General features: G+C 56.5%; 22 protein-coding genes. 15 read left to right on the forward strand and 7 right to left on the reverse strand.

Annotated features, from left to right (window positions below):
• Window positions 1-183: 183 nt before the first annotated feature.
• The gene (locus tag ACFFK0_RS24385; RefSeq protein WP_377472984.1) at window positions 184-840 is read left to right on the forward strand and encodes an NADPH-dependent F420 reductase; all 657 of its coding nucleotides are present in this window, start codon (window positions 184-186) and stop codon (window positions 838-840) included.
• Here the strand turns inward: ACFFK0_RS24385 and ACFFK0_RS24390 are convergent.
• Window positions 795-1,688: a LysR family transcriptional regulator gene (locus tag ACFFK0_RS24390; RefSeq protein ID WP_377472985.1), complete on the reverse strand. Its 894-nt coding sequence runs from the start codon at window positions 1,686-1,688 to the stop codon at window positions 795-797. The two genes, ACFFK0_RS24385 and ACFFK0_RS24390, sit on opposite strands and share 46 nt — an antisense overlap.
• A gap of 423 nt (window positions 1,689-2,111) precedes the next feature.
• Between ACFFK0_RS24390 and ACFFK0_RS24395 the strand changes: the two genes are divergently transcribed.
• Complete coding sequence (locus tag ACFFK0_RS24395; protein WP_377472986.1) at window positions 2,112-3,545, forward strand: DHA2 family efflux MFS transporter permease subunit; 1,434 nt, start codon at window positions 2,112-2,114, stop codon at window positions 3,543-3,545.
• Window positions 3,546-3,904: 359 nt separating this feature from the next.
• Here ACFFK0_RS24395 and ACFFK0_RS24400 read toward each other — a convergent pair whose 3' ends face one another.
• Window positions 3,905-4,690: a stalk domain-containing protein gene (locus ACFFK0_RS24400; protein WP_377472987.1), complete on the reverse strand. Its 786-nt coding sequence runs from the start codon at window positions 4,688-4,690 to the stop codon at window positions 3,905-3,907.
• A 108-nt stretch (window positions 4,691-4,798) separates the two neighbouring features.
• Window positions 4,799-5,245: a M24 family metallopeptidase gene (locus ACFFK0_RS24405; protein WP_377472988.1), complete on the reverse strand. Its 447-nt coding sequence runs from the start codon at window positions 5,243-5,245 to the stop codon at window positions 4,799-4,801.
• Window positions 5,246-5,755: 510 nt separating this feature from the next.
• On the opposite strand from ACFFK0_RS24405, the gene ACFFK0_RS24410 reads away from it, so the two are divergent.
• On the forward strand, window positions 5,756-5,989 hold the full coding sequence (locus ACFFK0_RS24410; protein ID WP_377473022.1) for a TM2 domain-containing protein: 234 nt from the start codon (window positions 5,756-5,758) through the stop codon (window positions 5,987-5,989).
• Between the two features lie 91 nt (window positions 5,990-6,080).
• Window positions 6,081-6,215, forward strand: coding sequence for a putative holin-like toxin (locus tag ACFFK0_RS24415; RefSeq protein WP_377472989.1), 135 nt, complete (start codon window positions 6,081-6,083; stop codon window positions 6,213-6,215).
• Between the two features lie 274 nt (window positions 6,216-6,489).
• On the opposite strand, the gene ACFFK0_RS24420 is transcribed toward ACFFK0_RS24415, so the two are convergent.
• Together ACFFK0_RS24420 and ACFFK0_RS24425 are read right to left on the reverse strand one after the other, a co-directional pair.
• The gene (locus ACFFK0_RS24420; RefSeq protein ID WP_377472990.1) at window positions 6,490-7,326 is read right to left on the reverse strand and encodes a sulfurtransferase; all 837 of its coding nucleotides are present in this window, start codon (window positions 7,324-7,326) and stop codon (window positions 6,490-6,492) included.
• A gap of 49 nt (window positions 7,327-7,375) precedes the next feature.
• Window positions 7,376-7,834 carry a GNAT family N-acetyltransferase gene (locus ACFFK0_RS24425; RefSeq protein WP_377472991.1) on the reverse strand — a complete coding sequence of 153 codons (459 nt, stop codon included), beginning with the start codon at window positions 7,832-7,834 and terminating at the stop codon, window positions 7,376-7,378.
• Between the two features lie 50 nt (window positions 7,835-7,884).
• Here ACFFK0_RS24425 and ACFFK0_RS24430 point away from each other — a divergent pair, with 50 nt between their 5' ends.
• Entirely contained in the window at window positions 7,885-8,430 is a 546-nt protein-coding gene (locus ACFFK0_RS24430) for a GNAT family N-acetyltransferase (RefSeq protein WP_377472992.1), read from the forward strand.
• 39 nt (window positions 8,431-8,469) lie between these two features.
• Window positions 8,470-8,718 (forward strand): hypothetical protein, encoded by a 249-nt coding sequence (locus ACFFK0_RS24435; protein ID WP_377472993.1) that lies wholly within the window; start codon window positions 8,470-8,472, stop codon window positions 8,716-8,718.
• 90 nt (window positions 8,719-8,808) lie between these two features.
• Here ACFFK0_RS24435 and ACFFK0_RS24440 read toward each other — a convergent pair whose 3' ends face one another.
• The gene (locus ACFFK0_RS24440; RefSeq protein WP_377472994.1) at window positions 8,809-9,690 is read right to left on the reverse strand and encodes a helix-turn-helix transcriptional regulator; all 882 of its coding nucleotides are present in this window, start codon (window positions 9,688-9,690) and stop codon (window positions 8,809-8,811) included.
• A 365-nt stretch (window positions 9,691-10,055) separates the two neighbouring features.
• On the opposite strand from ACFFK0_RS24440, the gene ACFFK0_RS24445 reads away from it, so the two are divergent.
• From ACFFK0_RS24445 to ACFFK0_RS24470, 6 genes are all read left to right on the forward strand, one after another.
• Window positions 10,056-10,733: a pectate lyase gene (locus tag ACFFK0_RS24445; RefSeq protein WP_377472995.1), complete on the forward strand. Its 678-nt coding sequence runs from the start codon at window positions 10,056-10,058 to the stop codon at window positions 10,731-10,733.
• A gap of 262 nt (window positions 10,734-10,995) precedes the next feature.
• Window positions 10,996-11,235 (forward strand): spore gernimation protein GerQ, encoded by a 240-nt coding sequence (locus ACFFK0_RS24450; protein WP_377472996.1) that lies wholly within the window; start codon window positions 10,996-10,998, stop codon window positions 11,233-11,235.
• Between the two features lie 14 nt (window positions 11,236-11,249).
• Window positions 11,250-11,636, forward strand: coding sequence for a spore coat protein (locus ACFFK0_RS24455; RefSeq protein WP_377472998.1), 387 nt, complete (start codon window positions 11,250-11,252; stop codon window positions 11,634-11,636).
• The gene (locus ACFFK0_RS24460) at window positions 11,633-12,769 is read left to right on the forward strand and encodes a zinc-dependent alcohol dehydrogenase (RefSeq protein WP_377472999.1); all 1,137 of its coding nucleotides are present in this window, start codon (window positions 11,633-11,635) and stop codon (window positions 12,767-12,769) included. Before ACFFK0_RS24455 ends, ACFFK0_RS24460 begins: the two co-directional genes overlap by 4 nt.
• Window positions 12,770-12,799: 30 nt before the next feature.
• Complete coding sequence (locus ACFFK0_RS24465; RefSeq protein WP_377473000.1) at window positions 12,800-12,994, forward strand: hypothetical protein; 195 nt, start codon at window positions 12,800-12,802, stop codon at window positions 12,992-12,994.
• A gap of 12 nt (window positions 12,995-13,006) precedes the next feature.
• Entirely contained in the window at window positions 13,007-13,303 is a 297-nt protein-coding gene (locus tag ACFFK0_RS24470) for a spore coat protein (protein ID WP_377473001.1), read from the forward strand.
• A gap of 169 nt (window positions 13,304-13,472) precedes the next feature.
• Here the strand turns inward: ACFFK0_RS24470 and recQ are convergent, their stop codons facing one another.
• On the reverse strand, window positions 13,473-15,272 hold the full coding sequence (gene recQ / locus ACFFK0_RS24475; RefSeq protein WP_377473002.1) for a DNA helicase RecQ: 1,800 nt from the start codon (window positions 15,270-15,272) through the stop codon (window positions 13,473-13,475).
• 228 nt (window positions 15,273-15,500) lie between these two features.
• Between recQ and ACFFK0_RS24480 the strand changes: the two genes are divergently transcribed.
• From ACFFK0_RS24480 to ACFFK0_RS24490, 3 genes are all read left to right on the forward strand, one after another.
• Window positions 15,501-15,638: a sporulation protein YjcZ gene (locus ACFFK0_RS24480; RefSeq protein WP_377473003.1), complete on the forward strand. Its 138-nt coding sequence runs from the start codon at window positions 15,501-15,503 to the stop codon at window positions 15,636-15,638.
• A gap of 174 nt (window positions 15,639-15,812) precedes the next feature.
• Window positions 15,813-17,567, forward strand: a complete 1,755-nt coding sequence (locus ACFFK0_RS24485; RefSeq protein WP_377473004.1) for an SWIM zinc finger family protein — start codon at window positions 15,813-15,815, stop codon at window positions 17,565-17,567.
• A gap of 48 nt (window positions 17,568-17,615) precedes the next feature.
• Window positions 17,616-20,594: a DEAD/DEAH box helicase gene (locus ACFFK0_RS24490; RefSeq protein WP_377473005.1), complete on the forward strand. Its 2,979-nt coding sequence runs from the start codon at window positions 17,616-17,618 to the stop codon at window positions 20,592-20,594.
• The last annotated feature ends 157 nt before the right edge of the window (window positions 20,595-20,751 follow it).

A 20,751-nucleotide genomic window follows, 5' to 3' on the forward strand; every position in this document is an offset into this window, starting at 1 on the left:
ATTATTATAAGCATGTTTATTATCAGAATATTAACGACGCCTTTCGACATGCCTGACGCTTATGCTCGATACTCGATTCTCGACGGATCCAACCAAAAGTGGGATGGCTGCAATTTATCGGAACTTCTGGGTTCGATGGTGCTCTGTTAGGATGAAGACATAACCGGAAGGGAGAGATGGTAAATGAAAATCGCGGTACTGGGAACAGGTCATATGGGGAAGGCGCTGGTGCGCACGCTTGCTCCGCATCATACGAATGTTGTGTGGGGTTCGAGAACTCCGGCGGAGGCTGCCAAGCTGGCGGAGGAATGGGGATTGAAGCAGGTTGCTGCGGTTACTTATGAAGAGGCGCTGGCTGCGGACGTGCTGATTCCCGCCTTCAAATTCTGCGATATTTTGAATTGGGCCGAGGCGAATAAGGAGCAGTTGAAGGGGAAGACGGTCATCGATATTTCGAATCCGTTCAATTCCGATTTCTCCGGGTTCACCATGGAGTGGGGAGCTTCGGCCGCCGAAGCGGTACAAAGTGCAATCCCGGATTCGAACGTCGTCGGCGCCTTCAAGAATACGTTCTTTCAAGTATTTGCCGAACCGACCTTCGAGGGCCGGATCAGCGACGTACTGGTGACCGGAGACGACGAGGCGGTCCGCGCGCGGATCATCGCTCTGCTGGAGCCGCTCCCGTTCCGGTTCATCGACGCCGGCAAGCTGGCCAACAACCGCACGATTGAGCGCTTCACGCTGCTGGAGCTGGAGATCGCCAGCCGGTATAAGACATATCCGTACATTTCCGTTCAAATCTTCGGCGTTGCCAGTGTCGGCGCGGCGGTAAACGCCTGACGCAGATGCGGCAGCAGCTTCGCCGCCTTGTCGGGCTGCAGGCTCGCGACGGCAATCGTGCGGCAGGCGTCGGCATCGTCCAGAGGCAGAATGCGGATCCGGCTTGGCGCTACGTGCCATACGAGCGATTCCGGCAGCACGGTCATGCCGCTGCCGGAAGTTACGTAGCCGAGGATCATCTCATGGAAGCCAATTTCGGTGGCGATGTTCATCGGCAGTCCGGACGCTTCGAACAGACTGGTCAGCTTGGCGCGAATCGTGCAGCCGTACGGGTAGAGGATCAGCCTCTCTCTGCTGAGCTCCTCCAAGGACAGCAAGCTGCGCGCAGCCATGGTATGATCTGCGGGCATCACCGCAAACAAGGGCTCCCGGTATAAATCCGTCATCCATACCGAAGGATGCTTGCTGACGCGCTCGGCGACAAGGACGTCGACGACTCCCTGCAGAAGCGACTCGTAGGCCTCCTGAGTGGCGTGGTGTAAGGCCAGCTCGACCTCGCGGCCCTGCTTCTTCAGCTCGGATAATGCCGCTGAAGACAAATACCTGGCTGCAATATCCGGCAGCGTTGCGATCGTTAGACGGCTCCATTCCCTATGCGCCCCGAGCGCCTCATTCAGAGTGGACAGCCTCTCCAGCACATGAACGGCCTCCTCGTACACCAGCTGCCCGGCTTCGGTTAATTCCACGCCCGATGAGGATCGCGTCACGAGCCGCACGTCCAGCTGTTTCTCCAAGCTTTGAAGCTGCTTGCTAAGCGCTGTATGAGTCAGATGCAGCGCTTCGCTTGCTTTCGCGATGCTCTTCCTCCTTGCAATCTCCACAAATCCGCGCAGGAACTCTGTATTCATCCGTATGCATGACCCCTCTATCCGAAATCATCTGTTATCACGTACCTGTATCGTAGCACATAGGGCGCCAGCCATCCAGATGCTGTAAAATGGCGCCGCTTACGCCCGCAACAACCCCGCCGGCTCTACAGATGCTTGTCCGCAGATCGACGCCTTCATCGCCTTCCCGCCCAACTCATTTTTCGATAGGAAAAAATCGTTATAGCCGTACGTTCGCGAACCGGAGATGGTATAATAACAATCGGCTGGAAAAAATGGGCAAGACGGATGCCGTGAGTGAGCATCATTACCACCGGTTTACAAATAAATTAGGTTTCAAGTATTGACTTCAGGAACTGTAAATATTATCGTAACAGATAGCAGGCCTGATTTCCGGGCCATATACAAATAGATATTTTTCAGGAGAAGGAAGTGGAATCGAGAATGAAGCAATACAATACGAAGGCGATTATGGCGTCGCTGCTCATTTGCGGCTTCGTCGGCATGTTCAGCGAAACGGCGCTCAACATTGCGATCACCAATTTAATGGAAGTTTTCCACATTACCGCCGCGACCGCTCAATGGCTCACGACAGGGTTTCTGCTGACGCTCGGCGTCCTGATGCCGATGACCGGCCTTCTGCTGCAATGGTTTACGACAAGACAGCTGTTCGTCTTCTCGCTCGCCAGCTCGATTGTCGGCACTTTGGTCGGAGCGCTGGCGTTCAATTTTGAAATGCTGATGGTCGCGCGCGTTCTGCAGGCAGCCGGTATGGGCCTCTTAATCCCGCTTATGTTCAATACGATCCTCGTCGTCTATCCGCCGGATAAGCGCGGAGCGGCGATGGGCTTCGTCGGTCTCGTCATCATGTTCGCACCGGCGATCGGCCCGACTGTGGCCGGTCTCCTGATTGAATATTTGGCATGGAACTATATTTTCTGGCTGTCGCTTCCGTTCCTGATTATTGGGCTGCTGGTAGGTCTGAAGTTCCTGGAGAACGTCACCGAGGTAACGAAGCCCCGCATCGATGTGCTGTCCGTCGTATTGTCGACGATCGGCTTCGGCGGCGTCGTATTCGGCTTCAGCAAAGCGGGTGAAGGCGACGGAGGCTGGACCAGCCCGGTTGTGATCGCTTGTATCGTCATTGGGCTGATTGCGATCCTGCTGTTTGCGCTGCGGCAGCTGTCGATGCGCGAACCGATGATGAACCTTCGCGTCTTCAAGTACCCGATGTTCATCATGGGTCTCCTGCTGGTGCTGTCTTGCATGATGATCATTTTGTCGAGCATGATTATTTTGCCGATGTATCTCCAGAATGGCATGAAGCTGTCCGCATTCACCGCCGGACTTATGCTGCTGCCGGGCAGCGCGCTGAACGGCATTTTGTCGCCGCGGATGGGCCGCCTGTTCGACAAGTACGGTCCGAAGTGGCTCGTCATTCCGGGCCTCGCCATTGTCGGAGCGATGCTGTGGTTCTTCTCCGGCATTACGCCGGCATCTTCGATCGCCTTCATCGTCGCCCTGCATATCGGACTCATGGTCGGCATCTCCATGGTGTGGATGCCGGCGCAGACGAACGGCCTGAACCAGCTGCCGCCGGAGCTGTACCCGCACGGGACAGCGGTAATGAACACGCTGCAGCAGGTTGCGGGCGCGATCGGCACGGCGGTTGCGATCAGCATCCTGACAAGCGGCATGGAGAAGTATTTGCACAGCTCTCCTGCGCCGAACGAGATGAACGAGATCGCCAAAGCGATGACCTTCGGCTCGCAGCACGTGTTCTTGTTCGCCATGATCGTCACGCTGATCGGTCTGGCACTGGCGTTCTTCATCCGCCGCGTCGTCGTTCAGCACCGGGCGATGCATCCGTCGCATTAATCTTTGAAAGGGAGCCTGCGGGCTCCTTTTTGTTTCGAAGTCCGGATTCGTCGAAAAGGACACTACCTCCAAATCGGCTCATTGGATGTTCCAACCCATGCGGCCCCGAACACCGTTCATTCGTGTTTTGATTGTTGTTCCGCCGCCTTGCATCCTTTCCCCGTTTGTGGCGAACTATGGATATATTGAACCATGCGGCAAAGAATGCCCGCTTCCTTTCGAATTGGAGAGGAGTCACACAAGAAAGCAGCATTCCGTTCCTACGAGTTGGATGCTGCTTCTTTCGCTGTATTTACCTAAACGTGCAAAACGGATCGGTTCGCATACTGCTTCGGTACGCTCCAAGTGATGTCATAAACCTACTTGCTGAAATAGGAATCGGCAAGCAGTCCTTCTTGGCTATGTTTCTCACTTAACGGCGCATAGTACAGGTAGACTCGGGTTACCGGTCCTTTGTTGAAACGTACGGTACCTTGCCACGCATTTATGGTTACCGGAGGAAAATTCCCCGCATTACCTTGATAGGTATAGGACTGGCTGGCGTTCTCGATGGGATACTCGTTTCCGTCTTGATCCTTAACATGATATGTGTGCCAGCCGTCGCTTTCATTTGCCAGATAACGGATAACCATGGTCTTGAAATCCTGCTTGCCGACGTCAAATACTAACTTTTGATTCTCAACGATTCCTTGACCAGGGTTCTCAGTTTTTAACCAAAACACTTTTTGAACGTAATCATAAAAGTTTAACTTGTTCTCGTCCTTCAGCATAAAATTTACAATTGAATTGGGTACGTCTGAAGCTGGATTCATATTGGGAACATTGTTGTTTGGCAAAACAGAAGATTCAGTCCGCTTTGTTTCAATCTGGATCGTGTTTGTTGCAGCATCCCAGTCAATTTCCATTCCCGTTGCTTCGGCCAACGCCCGTACAGGTAGATAGGAAGAACCACCATATACAATCGGCGCCAAGATTTGTCCGTCTGGATCTTTCGGCACCCAAGCGGCTTTATCGATGGTAAATTTGATGTCCTTATTCAGATAAGCTTGAATTGACTCAACTGCAGATCCGGCATAAATACCGCCCGCAAAAGACAGAGTGGTGATCCCGCTTAATGCTAGTGAATAAAGCAGCTTTTTCCTCACGATTAATTGGCCCCCAATTATCTCCATAGCAAAAATTAATGATGATTATTCGACAATTCCCATAATACTCCTCCAACGAACTCAAAAAATATATGAATCAACTCGTTTCTAGCTCCCTGTGACCGGTTGCTCAACGACATACCCTGCACCTGTAGATAAAAAGGGCCCGATTGTAATAACCAGACCCTCGTGCAGGGATTTCCCAATACCGTGACTGCACAGATTCTTAATAACATTATAGCCGCCTTTATTAGCCTCGATTTCAATAATCCTTCCGATTTCGTTCAATCTTACTCCATGATTAAGGGAAGAGATTACTTTCATCATCGTATTGTGTGTGTATCGACAGAGACGCAGTAATGATGGGTTGAATGGATGTATCGGAAAAGAATGTCCTTCATTGTTAATGCTTATACAGGTGTTGCCTGAGAAATTGTATGTTTTTTTGGGTGCCGGTACAGCCCCATGCCCTTTCAAAAACCTTCCCCCAATTTCGTCCAGTTCCCTTGTCGTATCACCGACAAGAGCGTTTTGTTTCATTTCACTAATCGTCAATGCAATTTCCGGATAAACATTCCATTATCCTCGACGATCGTTCAGAAATTTCTATTTCAGACTTGACAATCCGGGCACAGAAGGAATGTAGTCGCAAAGTCATGGCTTGACATGTGAAACTCTATCTAACCCCCTACCACCGGTATATTTTTTGACTGCTTTAATGGAAAATTATGAAGGAAAAATAAGTGTAATGTCGAATTGTAGTACTTATATTCCCATTACAAGGAGCGAGTCCTAATGAATTGTTATCTCCATGCCGAATCCCCTTCGATTGGCACTTGTGTCGGATGCGGCAAATTTATTTGTAATGAATGCAATACAGAACTCGAACGTAAAAATTATTGCAAAAATTGTGTGAATGATTTAGTTGCGGAGAACAAAAGAAAAATAGAGCGTTTGGAAGATAAACAACAACCTATGGTGTTTATGAATGCAGGTGGAGGAGGGGCTTCCTCAAGTTCAAGCAGTTCAAGCGCCGCGGCTGGCGGAAGCGGCCTGGCAGTGCCAATCTACACCAAGAATCGAATTACCGCAGCCATTTTAGCATTGCTTCTTGGCGGCCTTGGTGCACATAAGTTTTACCTAGGCAAAATAGGATTAGGGATTGTTTACCTCATTTTCTGCTGGACTTGGATCCCAACCATTATTGGATTTATCGAGGGCATTATTTACTTGGTAAATTCGGATGAGAGCTTTGCTCTCAAGCATGATCAAGGATACGCGATGTCATTAAGAAGATAATCAATCTATAAATAGGCCGCCGATTTGGCGGCTTTTTGGCCTTTTAGGAATTTACTTGAATTTGCTATATTGATTTAATCATTACACATATTTGTGGTGGCATGGTTTCCCTTCAAAAGGAGGTGGAGCCACGGAAGTTAAAGATGCTATCCTCTTCATGATCGATTTTTCAACCTTTGTTGTTGCTCTTCTGACATACATCACGAATAACTTCAAGAAAAAGTAAAAACCCGCCCTTAGGTGACCGCCGAGGGAGGTTTTATTGTGCCATTCATAACTTGAACTTGGTCTTACTATTGGGTTTCTATCATAAGTGCAAAAGTTTCAACAAGTGAGTTCAAGCGCTGCTCTCCTGGATACACAAGACCTTATCAAAGATACTTCTTTCCTCGCCTGTTAACAAGCTATTAAACGAAAAACAGCAAAAAGGACCGCAGCAGACCGCCTCCCGGCAACCCGCCACAGCCCTCCACCCCGCGTCCGACGCGGATTCGCCGCTCTTACTCCTCGCCAACAGCTATCGGATTCTCCTCATACGAGATCCAATCGCTCCAGCTTCCCGCATACAGCCGCACCTTCTTGAAGCCCGCTTCCTCTAATGCCAGCACGTTCGGGCACGCCGTCACGCCGGAACCGCAGTACACGATCAGCTCATCGTTCGGGTACAGCTCGCCGAAGCGCTCCTGCTGCGCTTCCGGGGACAGCCAGCGGCCGTCCTCCCCAAGACTGCCCTTCCAGAAGTAGTTGCGCGCGCCCGGAATGTGCCCGGCCACCTTGTCGATAGGCTCTTCCAGACCCAGATAACGCCGCGGCTCCCGCGAGTCGATGAGCACGACGTCCGGCGAGTCCTTCCGCTCCTTCAGCTCCTGAATGGCGATCATCATGTGCCGCTGCACCTTCGGCGAGAACGTCGCCTGGCGCGGATGCGGCAGCTCGTCCGTCACCGGCAGACCCGCTTCCTTCCACGCCTTGTACCCGCCGTCCAGCACCGCGACCTGCCCATGACCGAGAAAACGCAGCAGCCACCACAGCCGGGACGCCATCGCCCCGCCTTGATCGTCGTATGCGACGACCGTCACGCCGGCTTCCACGCCGATCTCGCCGACCTTCAGCGACAAGGCGCCAAGGTCCGGCAGCGGGTGCCGCCCGCCATGCTCCATAACCGGACCGGACAAATCCCGCTCCAAGTCCAGGTAATATGCACCGGGAATGTGATCCTCCGCATATTCGGCCTGTCCCGACTCCGGCTTGCCCAGCGCAAACCGGCAGTCGACCACGACGACATCCCGCCGCTCGTAATGGTCAGCCAGCCACGCTACATCTACTACATTGCGCATGATACCACCGCTCCTTAGACAAAATTCCAACTGTCCCCAGTATAGCAGGTTACAGATCAATCGAATAGGTGAGCCAGGTCCCGCGTTCGCCGCCCATTTTCTCATAGAAGCGCTGGGCTCTTACGTTATCCGCCCCTGTCTCCCAGCCTAAATACGCACAGCCGTCCGCTCTGGCGAAGCTGCGGATCGCAGCGAACAGATCGGCGGCCACACCGGCCCTGCGGTAATCCGCCGACACGTACAAATCGTTCATGATCGCGGCCTTTTGAGCGCGGAGCGTGCTGTACGTATAATAAAGAGTAACGAACCCGACCAGCCGACCCGCGGTGTCCTCCGCGACCCACTGGCGCCCGATCCGGCCCTGCAGCAGCTCGTCCATTAAAGCGTCCAGCTTCTCATCGGCCGGCCTCGGGCTTCCATAGAAATCGACGATATATGCAAGCATAAGCTCCTTCAGCGGTGCCCGGTCGCCCGGTTCCGCCGCTCGAACGCGATAGTCATTAGCCATACTTGATGAATCGCTCCTCCATCAGATCAACTAGGATGTGAATGCTTTCCATGATACCACAACCCCCCGGCGAAAATAACTCCCCCGCCCCGTCCTGGCGCCTCGTCCCCTTCTCGGAAGAGCACGGTCCGCTCGTCTGCGGCTGGCGCTACCCGGCCCCCTACAACGTATATGATTGGCCCGATTGGACAGAGCTGGTCCGTCGCGGGGACGAATTCGCCGACGAAGAGCTGCGCAGACATCAATATGTTGCCGCGGTCGATGCCGACGGCGTGCTCGTCGGCTTCGGCCAGCTGTTCCCGCTCGTGAGCGAGTCCGGCACGCCGATTGTCCGGCTTGGCCTCGGGCTGCGTCCGGACTTGTGCGGCGGCGGACGGGGCGTGGAACTTACGCGGTTGCTCGTCCTCGAGGCGCGGCGCCGCAGCCCCGGCTGCACCGTCGACCTGGAGGTGCTCACGTGGAACATACGGGCGACCCGCGCCTACGAAAAGGCCGGCTTTCGCATAAGCGACACCTATGTACGCGATACACCAACCGGCCCGGCAGAGTTTCATTGTATGGTGTCCCCACTGCATAATTTTGGCGGAATACGGTGAAACCATCTCTATACCCAAGAAGGTGAAGGAGGTCCCGTCATGAAGCCATCGAACGACCGCAATGTAAACGAGAAGCAGGAAGGTCTGAAGGCAAGCTGGGAAGAAGTCGCCGATACGAATGCGACGCCGGGAGAAGCCGCTGTGCTTGCGGGAGAAGAGCAAAGCTCCAACAGTGAGCCGGGCAGCGTGCGCCAGGATGTCCCGAGCAATTACCGCAACAAAGGTGAAAGCTACGTCGATACAACCTCTTTCGAGGTGCCTCAGCACCCGGACCGGTTGACGGAGTAGTCATGTAATCCAACTGCCGTCGCAGCCTCCGTACGGGGAGAATGCGACGGCAGAATCATTCGCTTTCCCCCTATGGTCAAGCCATGCTTCTTACCCGTTACGTCCCCTCCCCTTCCCATTGCTCAGTTTACGATATTGAAGCGGCGACACGCCGACGATTTTCTTGAAGGCTTTGTTGAAGTGGGCAATGTTCACGAAGCCGCATTCCTCCGAGATCAGCTGCACCTTCTTATTCGTCTCTCTCAGCATCCGCTGCGCTTCCTTCATCCGAAGCAGCAGCATATAATCGCGGAAATTCAACCCGGTAATGCTTTTGAAGACGCGGCTCAGATGCGAAGGGCTGATGAAGAATCGCTGTGCTACCTGCTCCAGAGTCGGCCTCTGATGACATTCCGCCGAAAGGTACGAGGCGATCTCCGATATTTTCTGATGCATAGGATGAACGGAATGCTCGACTCTGTCGTTCGTCTGCAGCACGGCGCGTTGAATACGGATGAGCAGCAGCAATAGAAGCGCCTGCACGCCTTGCTCATGACCGGCTTGCCGCTGCCTGCATTCCCCGAGCAGCCCCCACAGCAGGCCTTCGATCACAGGCTGCTCCTTAAGCGGGAAGCGGATGAGATGCGCATCCTGGGTGAAGGGAAGCAGCCGCAGCTTCCCTTCCGCAACCGGCTGCATGAATTCGTGCGTGAAGTTGACCAGAATCCGCTCGAAGCCCTGCGAATCGCCGTTAGGTCCGTCAGTCCTGTGCATATCATAGGGGTTTAGAATGATCAGATCGCCTTTGCTAACCGAATACACCTTATCGTTAATGAAATAGATTCGTTCCCCCCTGAGCAAATAATAAATTTCATAGAACGGGTGAAAATGGGCGGCCTCCATACTGTACGGCTCTCTTCTATGGAGATGCTGGATGCTGAACGATTGGTCGGAAAGATAATACTTGTCGGGACTAGCAGCGGCTTCCTGCAATCGGGCACTCTCCCTTCATTCATCGAGTGATCTATCGGCTCCGTTCATGGCAGCGGTTACATTTTCCTTATTGACCTTCCGCACATCATAGCAAATAAAGCAAACTTCAGGAGCAACCAAGCAATCCAGTGTAAAGTTTTGGATAGTAAACCGTGCTATATTATCAACAGGAAGGTAATGGTAACGATATCATTATATTATCTTCCATTTTATCCAGTAAATAAAAATATGAAGGGCGGTGAGGCGGCTACCAGACTTCCATCATCGGCTAGCAACAAGGACCACTCGCTTGATGCGTACAGCATGAACGCATGAAGAATTCTCCACCGATAACCAATTCAAATCTCGAAAGGATGATCATGATAATGAACAAAAACAAAAAATTGCTTAGTGGCGTACTTTCCCTTGGCTTGGTATTTTCGATGTTTGCTGCGGTTCAGCCTGCTATGGCGGCTACTGTAGTCAACTCCACCATCGTTGTCGCTGCGGGCCAAACCTTCGACGGCAAAGGCCAGACGTATGTGGCGAACCCCAGCACGCTCGGCGACGGCAGCCAGGCTGAAGGCCAGAAGCCCGTATTCCGGCTGGAAGCGGGTGCTACGCTGAAGAACGTCATTATCGGCGCTCCGGCGGCGGACGGCGTACATTGCTACGGCAACTGCAACATTCAAAATGTAACGTGGCAGGATGTCGGCGAGGATGCCTTGACCCTGAAGTCGTCCGGTACCGTGAATATTACGGGCGGAGCTGCCTACAAGGCTTATGACAAGGTGTTTCAGATGAACGCGGCAGGCACGATCAACATCAAGAACTTCAGAGCGGACGATATCGGTAAGCTGGTCCGGCAGAACGGCGGCACCACCTACAAGGTCGTCATGACGGTCGACAGCAGCGACATCTCTAATGTGAAGGATTCCATCCTTCGGACCGATAGCTCCACCAGCACAGGCAAAATCACCAATACGCGCTATTCGAACGTACCGACGCTGTTCAAGGGCTTTGCATCCGGCAATACTTCACAATCCGGCAATACCAAATATTAATTCGATACCGGTGCTAACGAAATAAGAACGTTCTTCCGCTTCGGTGCGGGAGGGCGTTTTTTTCGTGTGATGCTAAGCAAACCCGTTCCACCGAAACCCCTCCTCGATCTCTAGAGCGGCTCCTCTTCCAGCTTCCGTTCCGTTATGTCCGAATATGGGAAGGTAAATATTTCATCCGTACATTTATTCGAACCTTGCGGAATATCGTCTAGGCTTTAGGTAAAAATAGCCTCGTTCGAAGCAGCAACAGGAGGTGACGACAATGATGACATTAGCGCCGCACGAAGCGCTGGAAATCCATGAGGCCATCAACTTTAAGACGTTGTGCCTGGCCAAATCGAAGCTGATGCAAGGGCTCGTATTCGATCAGGAGCTGAAGGATTTGCTGCAAAAGGACGTCGAGCAGTCCATCCAGGCTCTCGCCGATCTGCAAGCTCTCTACAACAAAGCGCCGTTCAGCGCCCCGGTACCGGACCGCCGTCCTACTCCCATACTGAATTGAGGTGAACCTGATCGATGAAAATGGATTACCTGGACCCCGCCAACTCGCTGAATATGCCGGAGATGGCGGACATGACATTCGCCATGGATTTTCTCATTCGCGCGAAGGAAGGGGTCCGCAACCTGGCAATCGCTCTGACCGAGACGGCGTCCCCCGATGCCCGGGCGCTGCTCCGTACGCAGCTCCACCAAGCTATCGCCCTGCACCAGGAAATCGCCGAGCTGATGATTCGCAAGAAGTGGTTCCACCCTTACGAATTACAGGAACAGTACCAGCTCGATATACTCGGCGCGGAGCAAACGGTCCAAATCGCCCAGATGAAGCTGTTCCCCGACGACACGAGACGCAAAGGCATGTTCGACCGTACACCGGATGAGCACATGGGAGGGCACCAGGCATGAAGGCCGTCACCTATCAAGGAATCAAGAACGTCGTAGTGAAAGAGGTACCCGATCCGAGAATCGAAAAGCCGGACGATATGATCATCCGGCTGACGTCGACCGCGATTTGCGGCTCCGACCTGCATCTGTTTCACGGCATGATTCCTAACATGCAGGAAGACTATGTTGTCGGCCATGAACCGATGGGAATTGTTGAGGAAACAGGCACCGGCGTAACCAAGCTGAAGAAAGGCGATCGCGTAATCATCCCGTTCAACATCAGCTGCGGGCAGTGCTGGTACTGCCAGAACCACCTGGAAAGCCAGTGCGACAACTCAAACGAGCATGGGGATATGGGCGGCTTCTTCGGCTATTCGGGGACTACAGGCGGGCACCCGGGCGGACAAGCCGAATACTTGCGGGTGCCGTTCGCGAACTTTACGCATTTCAAAATCCCCGAAAGCTCCGAGCATTCCGACGAGAAGCTCGTTCTGCTCGCGGACGCGATGCCGACCGCCTTCTGGAGTGTGGATAACGCCGGCGTCAAGGACGGCGACACGGTCATTGTGATCGGATGCGGCCCGGTAGGCTTGCTTGCCCAGAAGTTTTGCTGGCTCAAAGGAGCGAAACGGGTCATCGCCGCTGATTACCTCGACTATCGGCTGGAGCATGCCAAGCGGACCAACCGCGTGGAGACCGTGAACGTCGAGCACTACGAGAACGTCGGCATGCATCTGAAGGAGATCACGAAGGGCGGCGCGGACGTCGTCATCGATTGCTCGGGGATGAGCGGCAAGATGACCCCGCTGGAGTCGCTGGCCGCGGGCCTCAAGCTGCAGGCCGGCGCCATGGGCGGGCTCGTGATCGCTTCCCAAAGCGTGCGCAAGGGCGGCACGATCCAGGTGACCGGCGTATACGGCGGACGGTATAACGCATTTCCGTTCGGCGACATTTTCCAGCGCAATATTACGGTGAAGGCGGGGCAAGCTCCGGTCATCCATTACATGCCGTATATGTACGAGCTGATCGATACCGGCAAAGTCGATCCGGGCGATGTGGTGACGCACGTCATGCCGCTCAGCGAAGCGAAGCATGGGTATGACATATTCGATACACGGCAGGACAACTGCATCAAGGTCGTTCTCAAGCCGTAACCGTTCAAGCGACAGGGAGGAAACTATCGTATGGTATACGCATTGCACGAAACGCTCGAGGTCCATGAAATCGCCGCATTCAAAACCGTCTGCCTGACCAAATCCAAGACGATGCGGGCGCTGGTGTCGGACCCGGCTTTAAAGCAAATTTTACAACGGGACGTGGACATCTCGACCAGGCAGCTGCAGGAGCTCGGCGCCATCCTGTCCAATACGAAACAGTAGGAGGTTGTTGGCATGAACACGATATTGGAACATCTCACCGGCATGCACGTGCTGACCGACCAGGTCATCGCCATGGATTTTCTGATTGCCGCCAAGTCGGGGGTACGCAATTATGCGATGGCCCTCACTGAGGCGGGAACGCCGGAGGTCAAGGCGGTTCTCGCGCGGCATCTCGACGAAGCGATCGACATGCACGAGCAGATTACTACATATTTGATGGAGAAAGGCCTTTACCATCCGTGGAATCCGCAGGAGCAGCGGAAGATCGATCTGCAGAACATCCAGACGGCGCTGAGCCTCCCTTCGTAAACCTCTTATTCTCGTCATGAAACGGAGCTATCTTCTTAGCGGGGGAACGCGCCTCGCCGAGCGGTAGCTTTTTTTACTGTGGCGGCTTCCCGTATATGGCATCGAACAAATTACGGTGCAGAAGCAGCCCGTGGGAAAGCATCCCCGGGCTTCCTTTGCTTAACAACCCTCACACCACCGAGCCCGCGGACCGCTCGCCACCTACCCAGCGCTGAATCGCATCGAGGAAATCCGCGCCGTAGGAGCGGAACTTGGCCTCGCCGACCCCTTTGACATTCAGCATCTCGGCCGCCGTAATCGGGCGCTGCTCGCTCATCTCGCGCAGCGTGCTGTCGGAGAAGACGATGTACGGCGGCACCTTGTCCCGCGACGCCAGCTCCTTGCGCAAGAGACGCAGCCGCTCGAACAAGCCGTCGTCGCCTACGGACACCGCCAGCGGCTTGCGCGACACCTTCTGGTACACGCTCACGCGGCCCTGCAGCACCTCGAGCGCTCCCTCCTGCAGCTTCACGGTCGGATACTGTCCCTCGGACAAGCCGAGATAGCCTTCGGCCACGAGCACGTTGATCAGGTCGGCGATCTCCTTCTCCGTCTGATTCCGCATGACGCCGTAGGTCGGCAGCTCGTTGAAACGGTACTCCAATATTTTCTTCGCCGCAGAGCCCTTCAGCACGCCCGCCACCGTCGAGATGCCGAACCTCTCGCGCATGCGCTTGATGCAGGAAAATATTTTTTGCGCCTCGATCGTAATGTCGACCGTCTCCCGGTCATCCTTGCACGACGAGCACGTGCCGCACGGCTCCTCCCCCTCCACATCGCCAAAATATTGCAGGATCGCGCTCCGCAAACATTTCGGCGTGTAGCAGAAGTCCACCATCGACTGCAGCTTCTTATATTCGTTCGACTTGCGCTCCGGCGACAGCTGGCTCTGCTCGATGAAAAATTTCTGCGTCAAGATGTCCTGCGCCCCGAACAGCAGAATGCACTCGCCCGGCTCCCCGTCGCGGCCGGCCCGGCCGGCTTCCTGGTAGTAGGCTTCCATATTTTTCGGCATGTTGTGATGGATTACGTAGCGCACGTTCGACTTGTCGATGCCCATCCCGAACGCATTCGTCGCGACCATGACCCGAATGTCGTCGTACAGGAACGCCTCCTGCGCAGCGGAACGCTCGTCATCGGTCATTCCGGCATGGTACTTGCCCACGGCGACGCCTTTCTTGCGCAGCATCTCATAGACGTCTTCCACCTCGCGCCGCGTCGCCGCATAGATGATGCCGGGCTGGTGGGTATGCGCCTGCACATAGCGCGTAATATAGTCGCGTTTGTTCTCGCCGCGCAGGATGTGCAGCCCCAGATTGTCGCGGGCGAAGCCGGTGATGACGATCTCCGGACGCTCCAGCTCAAGCAGCCCGGCAATGTCGTGCTTAACCTCCGGCGTCGCCGTTGCGGTGAAGGCCGCCACGATCGGCCGCTTCGGCAAGGAGCGCAGGAAAGGCGCAATGGCGGTATAACTCGGGCGAAAATCGTGCCCCCACTGCGACACGCAGTGCGCTTCGTCGACGGCTACCATCGCCACGTTCAGCTCGCGCACGCGCTCCCGGAACCACTCCGACTCGAGCCGCTCCGGAGCGACGTACAAGAGGCGCAAGCGGCCGTTCTCGGCGTCGCGCAGCGTGCGCCCGACCTCCGTGCCGGTCAGCGTCGAGTTGATTGAGGCGGCGGGAATGCCCAGCGCGCCCAGCGCGTCGACCTGGTCCTTCATCAGCGAGATGAGCGGCGAGACGACCAGCGTCAGCCCTTGATGCAGCAGCGCCGGCACTTGGTAGCAGATCGATTTGCCGCCGCCGGTCGGCATGATGCCGAGCGTGTCGCGTCCTGCAAGAATCGAGCGGATGATCTGTTCTTGACCGGGACGGAACGAGGAATAACCGTAATATTGTTTCAGCAATTGCTGGGCTTGCGTAAGCATCGATAAGAACTCCTTTTTGCACATGCGGGTATTTCGGTACTTGTATCATAGCACGAAGCGCGGGAAGGGGGAACGGATGCGGGCGGCGGGAGAAGGGGTACATTTTGCCTGAAGGGTCGAATGCAGGGTCAGGACGCGGATTGGGCGCCAGGAACGGGCAGGAGTCCACTCCGACATACCCATCCCGCATATGATACACTAGATCGAAAGCAAAGGAGGGACTTCAACATGGCATTCGCAACTGCAACTGCAGGCGCAGGCGCTGGTTTCGGCGGTGGTTTCGGCGGTGGTCTCTGGACTAGCACAGGTGTGATTCTGGTTCTCTTCATTCTGCTGGTTATCGTTAGCCGCGCTTTCCTGGTGTAGTCTAATCGGTAGTCCCTGTCATGGCGAGGAGCTTTCCGGCCAAGTCCGGAAAGCTCCTTTTCCTTTTTGCCGGATTTGCGGACAAGCCGTTTAATTCAGGCCCCTCCGGCCGAAGCTAATACGTAGGCAAAATCTTGCCGGGCGTGGTAAACTGAGGGGAAGAGCTTATGAAGGGTGCTGCCGGGTATCGGGCTGCGCCATGCGCGAAACGGAGGTGATCCGGTCAACATGTTGAAGCTGCAGCTTCCGAAAAATCGCATTCAATACTTGCTCCAGCAAGCGCCGAAACGGTTTGATGCCGCCATACTGGAGCGCGGTTGGGAGTATTATCATAAAAATTTGATTGCGCAGGTGGAACTGAAATTCGGGACGCTTATTTATGCGACGGTGCAAAACCCGGAACGGCGGGCATGCGAGGTGACGATCGACATCGAGTCGTTCGAGAACAGCGAATGCTCTTGCCCTGACGACGGGATGTGCGCGCATATCGCGGCGCTGGTGTTCCATTTGTACGCGCCGTACGGACGGCCGGAGCTGCTGCTGCAGGAGCTGAAGCAGGCGGTCCTGCAGCGCTCGCGCATGAGAGCGGCTGCGGCGCGCACGGAGAAGACCGAAACGCGCGTCCTGGCGCCCGAACCGGTAGGGCCGGCTGCGGAGTGGCAGCGCTTCTTCGACCAGCGGTTCTACGGCTATTCGCTGTCGCATCAGCATTCGATCGATACGTTCCGCGATGCGGCCTGGGAGTCGCTGAACGCGTTCGCCCAGGATTGGGATGAGGCGGTTCGCGGCTTGTACCGGTTGCACGTCGTGCTGTTCATGCTGCGAAAGATCGAGCATTTCTATCTCGATACGAAGGCGTCGTACTTGTCGTACCATCACGAGACCGGCTCCAAGCAAGGCGCGGCGCTCTGTATCGAGAAGCTGAAGGAAACCGTGGAGAAGCTGCCGGACGCCGTGTTTCAAAGCAGGCATTCCCTCTGGCGGGAAACGCTGGCGATGCTCGGCGAGTGGGCGCTGCAGGGGCGGGAGTCGCCTATCGACTGGCTGTTCGTGTACCGGTTCATCTGGTCCCACGTACCGGTCGCCAAATGGCGGCTTGAGGAATCGGAGCGGCTCGATGCGCTGCTGGCGAAGGAAGGCGCTTCGGGGCGCCTGCACACCGTGCTGACGTTAGCCAGAGCGCACTTCGACGTGCTGCTGGGCGAATCGACCGGCGAGCTGCCGAAGCGGCTGGAGAAGCTGACGGCCAAGCGTCCGGGCGACTTCTTCCTGTACTTGCAGGAAGCGCATCAGCACGGGGATGCTTTGTCTCTGCTGCGCTGGCTCCGGTGGCTGAAGCCGGCGATGGCGACGGCAACGCACGACGAATTCCGGACGCTTTGCCAGTATTGGACGGATGTAGTGAAGCATATCGACAACGATGCGGAATGGGTCGGCGTGATGGAAGCGCTGCTCCCCCGATCCTATAACTATTACACGGGTTATTTGCTCCAGACGAAGCGATACCGGCAATGGGTCGACCTGCAGCTGGCCAACCGGATCTCGCCGCTCAATCTGTACGCCGCGGAGCTGAAGGATGTGGAGAAGAACGACCCGGCGCTGCTGCTCCCGCTGTTTACGCAGGCGGTCGAGCGTTCGGTGCTGGAGAAAAATCGTACGTCCTACAAAACCGCCGTCAAGCTGCTGAAGAAGCTTCATACCTACTACAAGAAGCTGGACCGGGAAGCCGACTGGGAGCGGTATGTGAACCGGCTGGCGGTGAAGTTCGCGCGGCTGCGGGCGTTTCAGGAGGAGCTGAAGCGAACCGGGTATGCGGCGCAGACGCTGCCGTTCGGCGCGGGAACCGGGGACGCGGATGGACGGATTGCTCAGGCTGAGCCGGATAACGGAGACGGAATGGGCGATCAGACCAAAGCGGGTACGGACTGATCGTCCGGCAAGGCCGACTATGAATGAATGCGAAGGAGCTGTACCTGCATGATCGATACCGCTGTGCTGACCGTGAATGTCGAATGGAAGCCGGGCGGCTCTATATTTCTGTGGGGCGCGCGGAGCACGGGCGGCGTTTGGGACGCGATGGAGCTTAAGCAGCTGCTGTTCGCCTGGCATGTGCCGTCATTCTACGGCACGTTCGTGGAGACGGGCGAATGGCGCTCCCGCGAAGGAATCGAGCTGCCGGCGACGGAGGCGCTGGACTACTTTGCCGAGCCGACGCCCGCCCAGCACGCCGGCATCGCCTGGAGCCGCGAGGCGGCGGCGCTGCGGCAGCTGGCCCAGCCGGTACGGCGGGCGCTCGCGGAAGGGCGGTTCATGCCCGACTACGCGAAGTGGCGCGCCGGCGAGATCGGCTGGAAGCTCCAGCTGGAGGAGGAGCTTCGGCCGCTCGTGACCCCGGAGGTGCAGGGCTGGCTCGACAGCCTGATTCCGTCCTGGGTCGACGAGGACGGCACGCAGAAGGCGAGCCTGCGCCGGCTCGAGGCGGCGATCCCGATGGTGCAGCGCGGCGAAGCCGACCTGTGGCTCGACGAAGACGACTGGCTCGTCGCGATCGGCTGGCAGCACGATCCGGCGCCGTTCCGCACCTGCCTGCAGCTTATTGAGCCAGAGGACGACGGCTTGTGGCGGCTGCAGCTTGTGCTGCAGGACCGCGAACGCAAGGATGTGCTGCGCGTCGTCGCAGACCGCTATGGCACGCCGGTGCCGGGCGAAGCGCCTTTGCCGGAAGCCTGGCTTGACGAGATCGGCCGGGTGCAGCGCGACGTATCGAAGTGGCTGCGGCTCGTTCCGTGGCTGGCCGAAGACGATACCGGGCTCGCGGCTGTGCGGAGCGGCGATTTCCGGCTGCTGCTTGACGCCTCCGACGAGGTAACGCGCGAGGGCGGCGTCCTACCGGAGCCGGAGGAGCCCGAGCTGAAGGAGGAGCTTACGCTCGACGAGGCCTGGCGCTTCCTCGCCGAAGGCAGCGTACGGCTGGCCGAGGCTGGCTGTACCGTATTCCTGCCGGCGTGGTGGGAACGCATCCGCAAGCAGCGTCCGCGCCTTCGCGCCAAGCTGCGCACCTCCGTGGGCAGCACCAATGACGCCATGTTCGGCCTGCAGCAGATTATGCAGTTTGACTGGAAGCTCGCGATTGGCGATATGGAGCTGACCGAGGACGAATTCCGCAAGCTGCTGACCGAGAAGAAGCAGCTCGTGCGCATTCGCGGCCAATGGATCCAGCTTGACGCGGAGACGCTGGCCCAGCTGGAGCAGGCTCTCAAGCAGGTGAGCAAGAAGAACGGCATGTCGCTGCGGGAAGTGCTCGCATTGCATTTTTCCGGGGGACAGGAAGCCGTCGAAGGACTGCCGGACGACGACATGCTGGATGAAGACTTGTCGCGTATGCTCAAACTGGAGGTCGAGCTTAACGATCACCTGCGCCACATGGTCGACCAGCTGACGTCCTTGTCCTCGATACCGCTGATGGAGCCGCCTCCTTCGTTCCAGGGCTCGCTGCGCCACTATCAAATCGAGGGCATTTCTTGGCTGCTGTTCCTGCGCCGGTTCGGCCTCGGCGGCTGCCTGGCCGACGATATGGGGCTCGGCAAGACGATCCAGTGGATCACCTATTTGCTGCATGTCAAAAGGCAGCAAGCGATGTCTCCGGACATAGAGCCTGCGCCATCGCTGCTGATTTGCCCGACCTCGGTGCTCGGCAACTGGCAGATGGAGCTGAAGCGCTTCGCCCCGACGCTTCGCGTGCACCTGCATTACGGGCCGCAGCGGCTTAAAGGCGAGGCGTTCGCCATAGCCGCGGGAGAGGCGGATCTCGTGCTGACGTCGTATACGCTGTCCCATCTGGACGAAACGGAGCTCGGTTCCGTGGAGTGGAGCTCCATCTGTCTCGACGAGGCGCAGAACATCAAGAATGCCTATACGAAGCAGGCGTCGGCCATCCGGCGGCTGAAAGGCTTTCACCGCATCGCGCTGACGGGAACGCCGATTGAGAACCGGCTCACGGAGCTGTGGTCGATTTTCGATTTTATTAATCCGGGCTATTTAGGCTCGGTTCGGGAGTTTACGCACCGCTACGTGACGGCGATTGAGAAGACGCGCGACCCCGAGCTCATGGGGCAGGTGCAAAGACTCATCCGGCCGTTCCTGCTGCGGCGCCTGAAGAAGGATCCGGCGATTCAGCTGGACCTGCCTGAGAAGAACGAGTCGAAGACGTTCGTCTCGCTGACGGCGGAGCAGGGCTCCCTGTACGAGAACTTTATCCGCGACATGTTCGAGCGGCTGGATAAGCTGCCGGTCATGCAGCGGCGCGGGTTGATTTTGTCGGCGCTGACGCGTCTGAAGCAGCTGTGCAATCACCCTTCGCTGCTGTTGAAGGAGCCTCCCGGCGCGCCGTGGCAGGGCCGTTCGAACAAGGTGGAGCGCCTGCTCGAGATGGTGCAGGAGCTGCGTCAGGAGGGCGACAAGTGCCTCGTCTTCACCCAGTTCGTCGAAACCGGCCATCTGCTGCAGCGCATCCTGGAACAGGAGCTCGGCGAGAAGGTGCTGTTCCTGCACGGCGGTACGCCGAAGGCAGTCCGCGATCAAATGATCGCCGGCTTCCAGGACGACAAGGCGCCTGTCGAGGAAACCGGGGCGATCTTCCTGCTGTCCTTAAAGGCGGGCGGTACGGGATTGAATTTGACCGCGGCGAACCATGTGTTTCACTTCGACCGCTGGTGGAACCCCGCCGTGGAAAATCAAGCGACCGACCGTGCCTTCCGCATCGGCCAAACGCGCCATGTGCAGGTGCACAAGTTCGTCACGCTGGGCACGCTGGAGGAGCGCATCGACGAGCTGATCGAACGCAAAGCCGGGCTCAGCCAGCAAATCGTCGGCGGCGGCGAGAACTGGATTACGGAGCTGTCCACCGAAGAGCTGCGGGAGCTGTTCACCCTGCGCCGCGAGTGGGTGGAGTGGTAGGATTCGGGGCAAGCTTGACGCTCTTCGCGTCGGGCTTGCCCTTTGTGTTGGCGGGGCGTCGAGTTTTTCTGCAGCCGTTCAATTTTTATGGGGCATGAGGGGGCTTGTTTCATATATAATGGTTGATAATACCTCCAATGGAAAGAGGGACGGGCAA

The sequence above is a fragment of the Paenibacillus chartarius genome (assembly GCF_042432825.1).
Lineage (GTDB): Bacteria > Bacillota > Bacilli > Paenibacillales > NBRC-103111 > Gordoniibacillus > Gordoniibacillus chartarius.

Excerpts from the sequence above, each read along its gene's own strand:
- ACFFK0_RS24430 (WP_377472992.1), top strand. The coding sequence starts at position 7,885 with ATGATACCACAACCCCCCGGCGAAAATAACTCCCCCGCCCCGTCCTGG.
- ACFFK0_RS24420 (WP_377472990.1), bottom strand. The coding sequence starts at position 7,326 with ATGCGCAATGTAGTAGATGTAGCGTGGCTGGCTGACCATTACGAGCGG.
- ACFFK0_RS24470 (WP_377473001.1), top strand. The coding sequence starts at position 13,007 with ATGAACACGATATTGGAACATCTCACCGGCATGCACGTGCTGACCGAC.
- ACFFK0_RS24385 (WP_377472984.1), top strand. The coding sequence starts at position 184 with ATGAAAATCGCGGTACTGGGAACAGGTCATATGGGGAAGGCGCTGGTG.
- ACFFK0_RS24490 (WP_377473005.1), top strand. The coding sequence starts at position 17,616 with ATGATCGATACCGCTGTGCTGACCGTGAATGTCGAATGGAAGCCGGGC.
- ACFFK0_RS24465 (WP_377473000.1), top strand. The coding sequence starts at position 12,800 with ATGGTATACGCATTGCACGAAACGCTCGAGGTCCATGAAATCGCCGCA.
- ACFFK0_RS24445 (WP_377472995.1), top strand. The coding sequence starts at position 10,056 with ATGAACAAAAACAAAAAATTGCTTAGTGGCGTACTTTCCCTTGGCTTG.
- ACFFK0_RS24460 (WP_377472999.1), top strand. The coding sequence starts at position 11,633 with ATGAAGGCCGTCACCTATCAAGGAATCAAGAACGTCGTAGTGAAAGAG.
- ACFFK0_RS24450 (WP_377472996.1), top strand. The coding sequence starts at position 10,996 with ATGATGACATTAGCGCCGCACGAAGCGCTGGAAATCCATGAGGCCATC.
- ACFFK0_RS24395 (WP_377472986.1), top strand. The coding sequence starts at position 2,112 with ATGAAGCAATACAATACGAAGGCGATTATGGCGTCGCTGCTCATTTGC.
- ACFFK0_RS24425 (WP_377472991.1), bottom strand. The coding sequence starts at position 7,834 with ATGGCTAATGACTATCGCGTTCGAGCGGCGGAACCGGGCGACCGGGCA.
- ACFFK0_RS24390 (WP_377472985.1), bottom strand. The coding sequence starts at position 1,688 with ATGAATACAGAGTTCCTGCGCGGATTTGTGGAGATTGCAAGGAGGAAG.
- ACFFK0_RS24480 (WP_377473003.1), top strand. The coding sequence starts at position 15,501 with ATGGCATTCGCAACTGCAACTGCAGGCGCAGGCGCTGGTTTCGGCGGT.
- ACFFK0_RS24455 (WP_377472998.1), top strand. The coding sequence starts at position 11,250 with ATGAAAATGGATTACCTGGACCCCGCCAACTCGCTGAATATGCCGGAG.
- ACFFK0_RS24435 (WP_377472993.1), top strand. The coding sequence starts at position 8,470 with ATGAAGCCATCGAACGACCGCAATGTAAACGAGAAGCAGGAAGGTCTG.
- recQ (WP_377473002.1), bottom strand. The coding sequence starts at position 15,272 with ATGCTTACGCAAGCCCAGCAATTGCTGAAACAATATTACGGTTATTCC.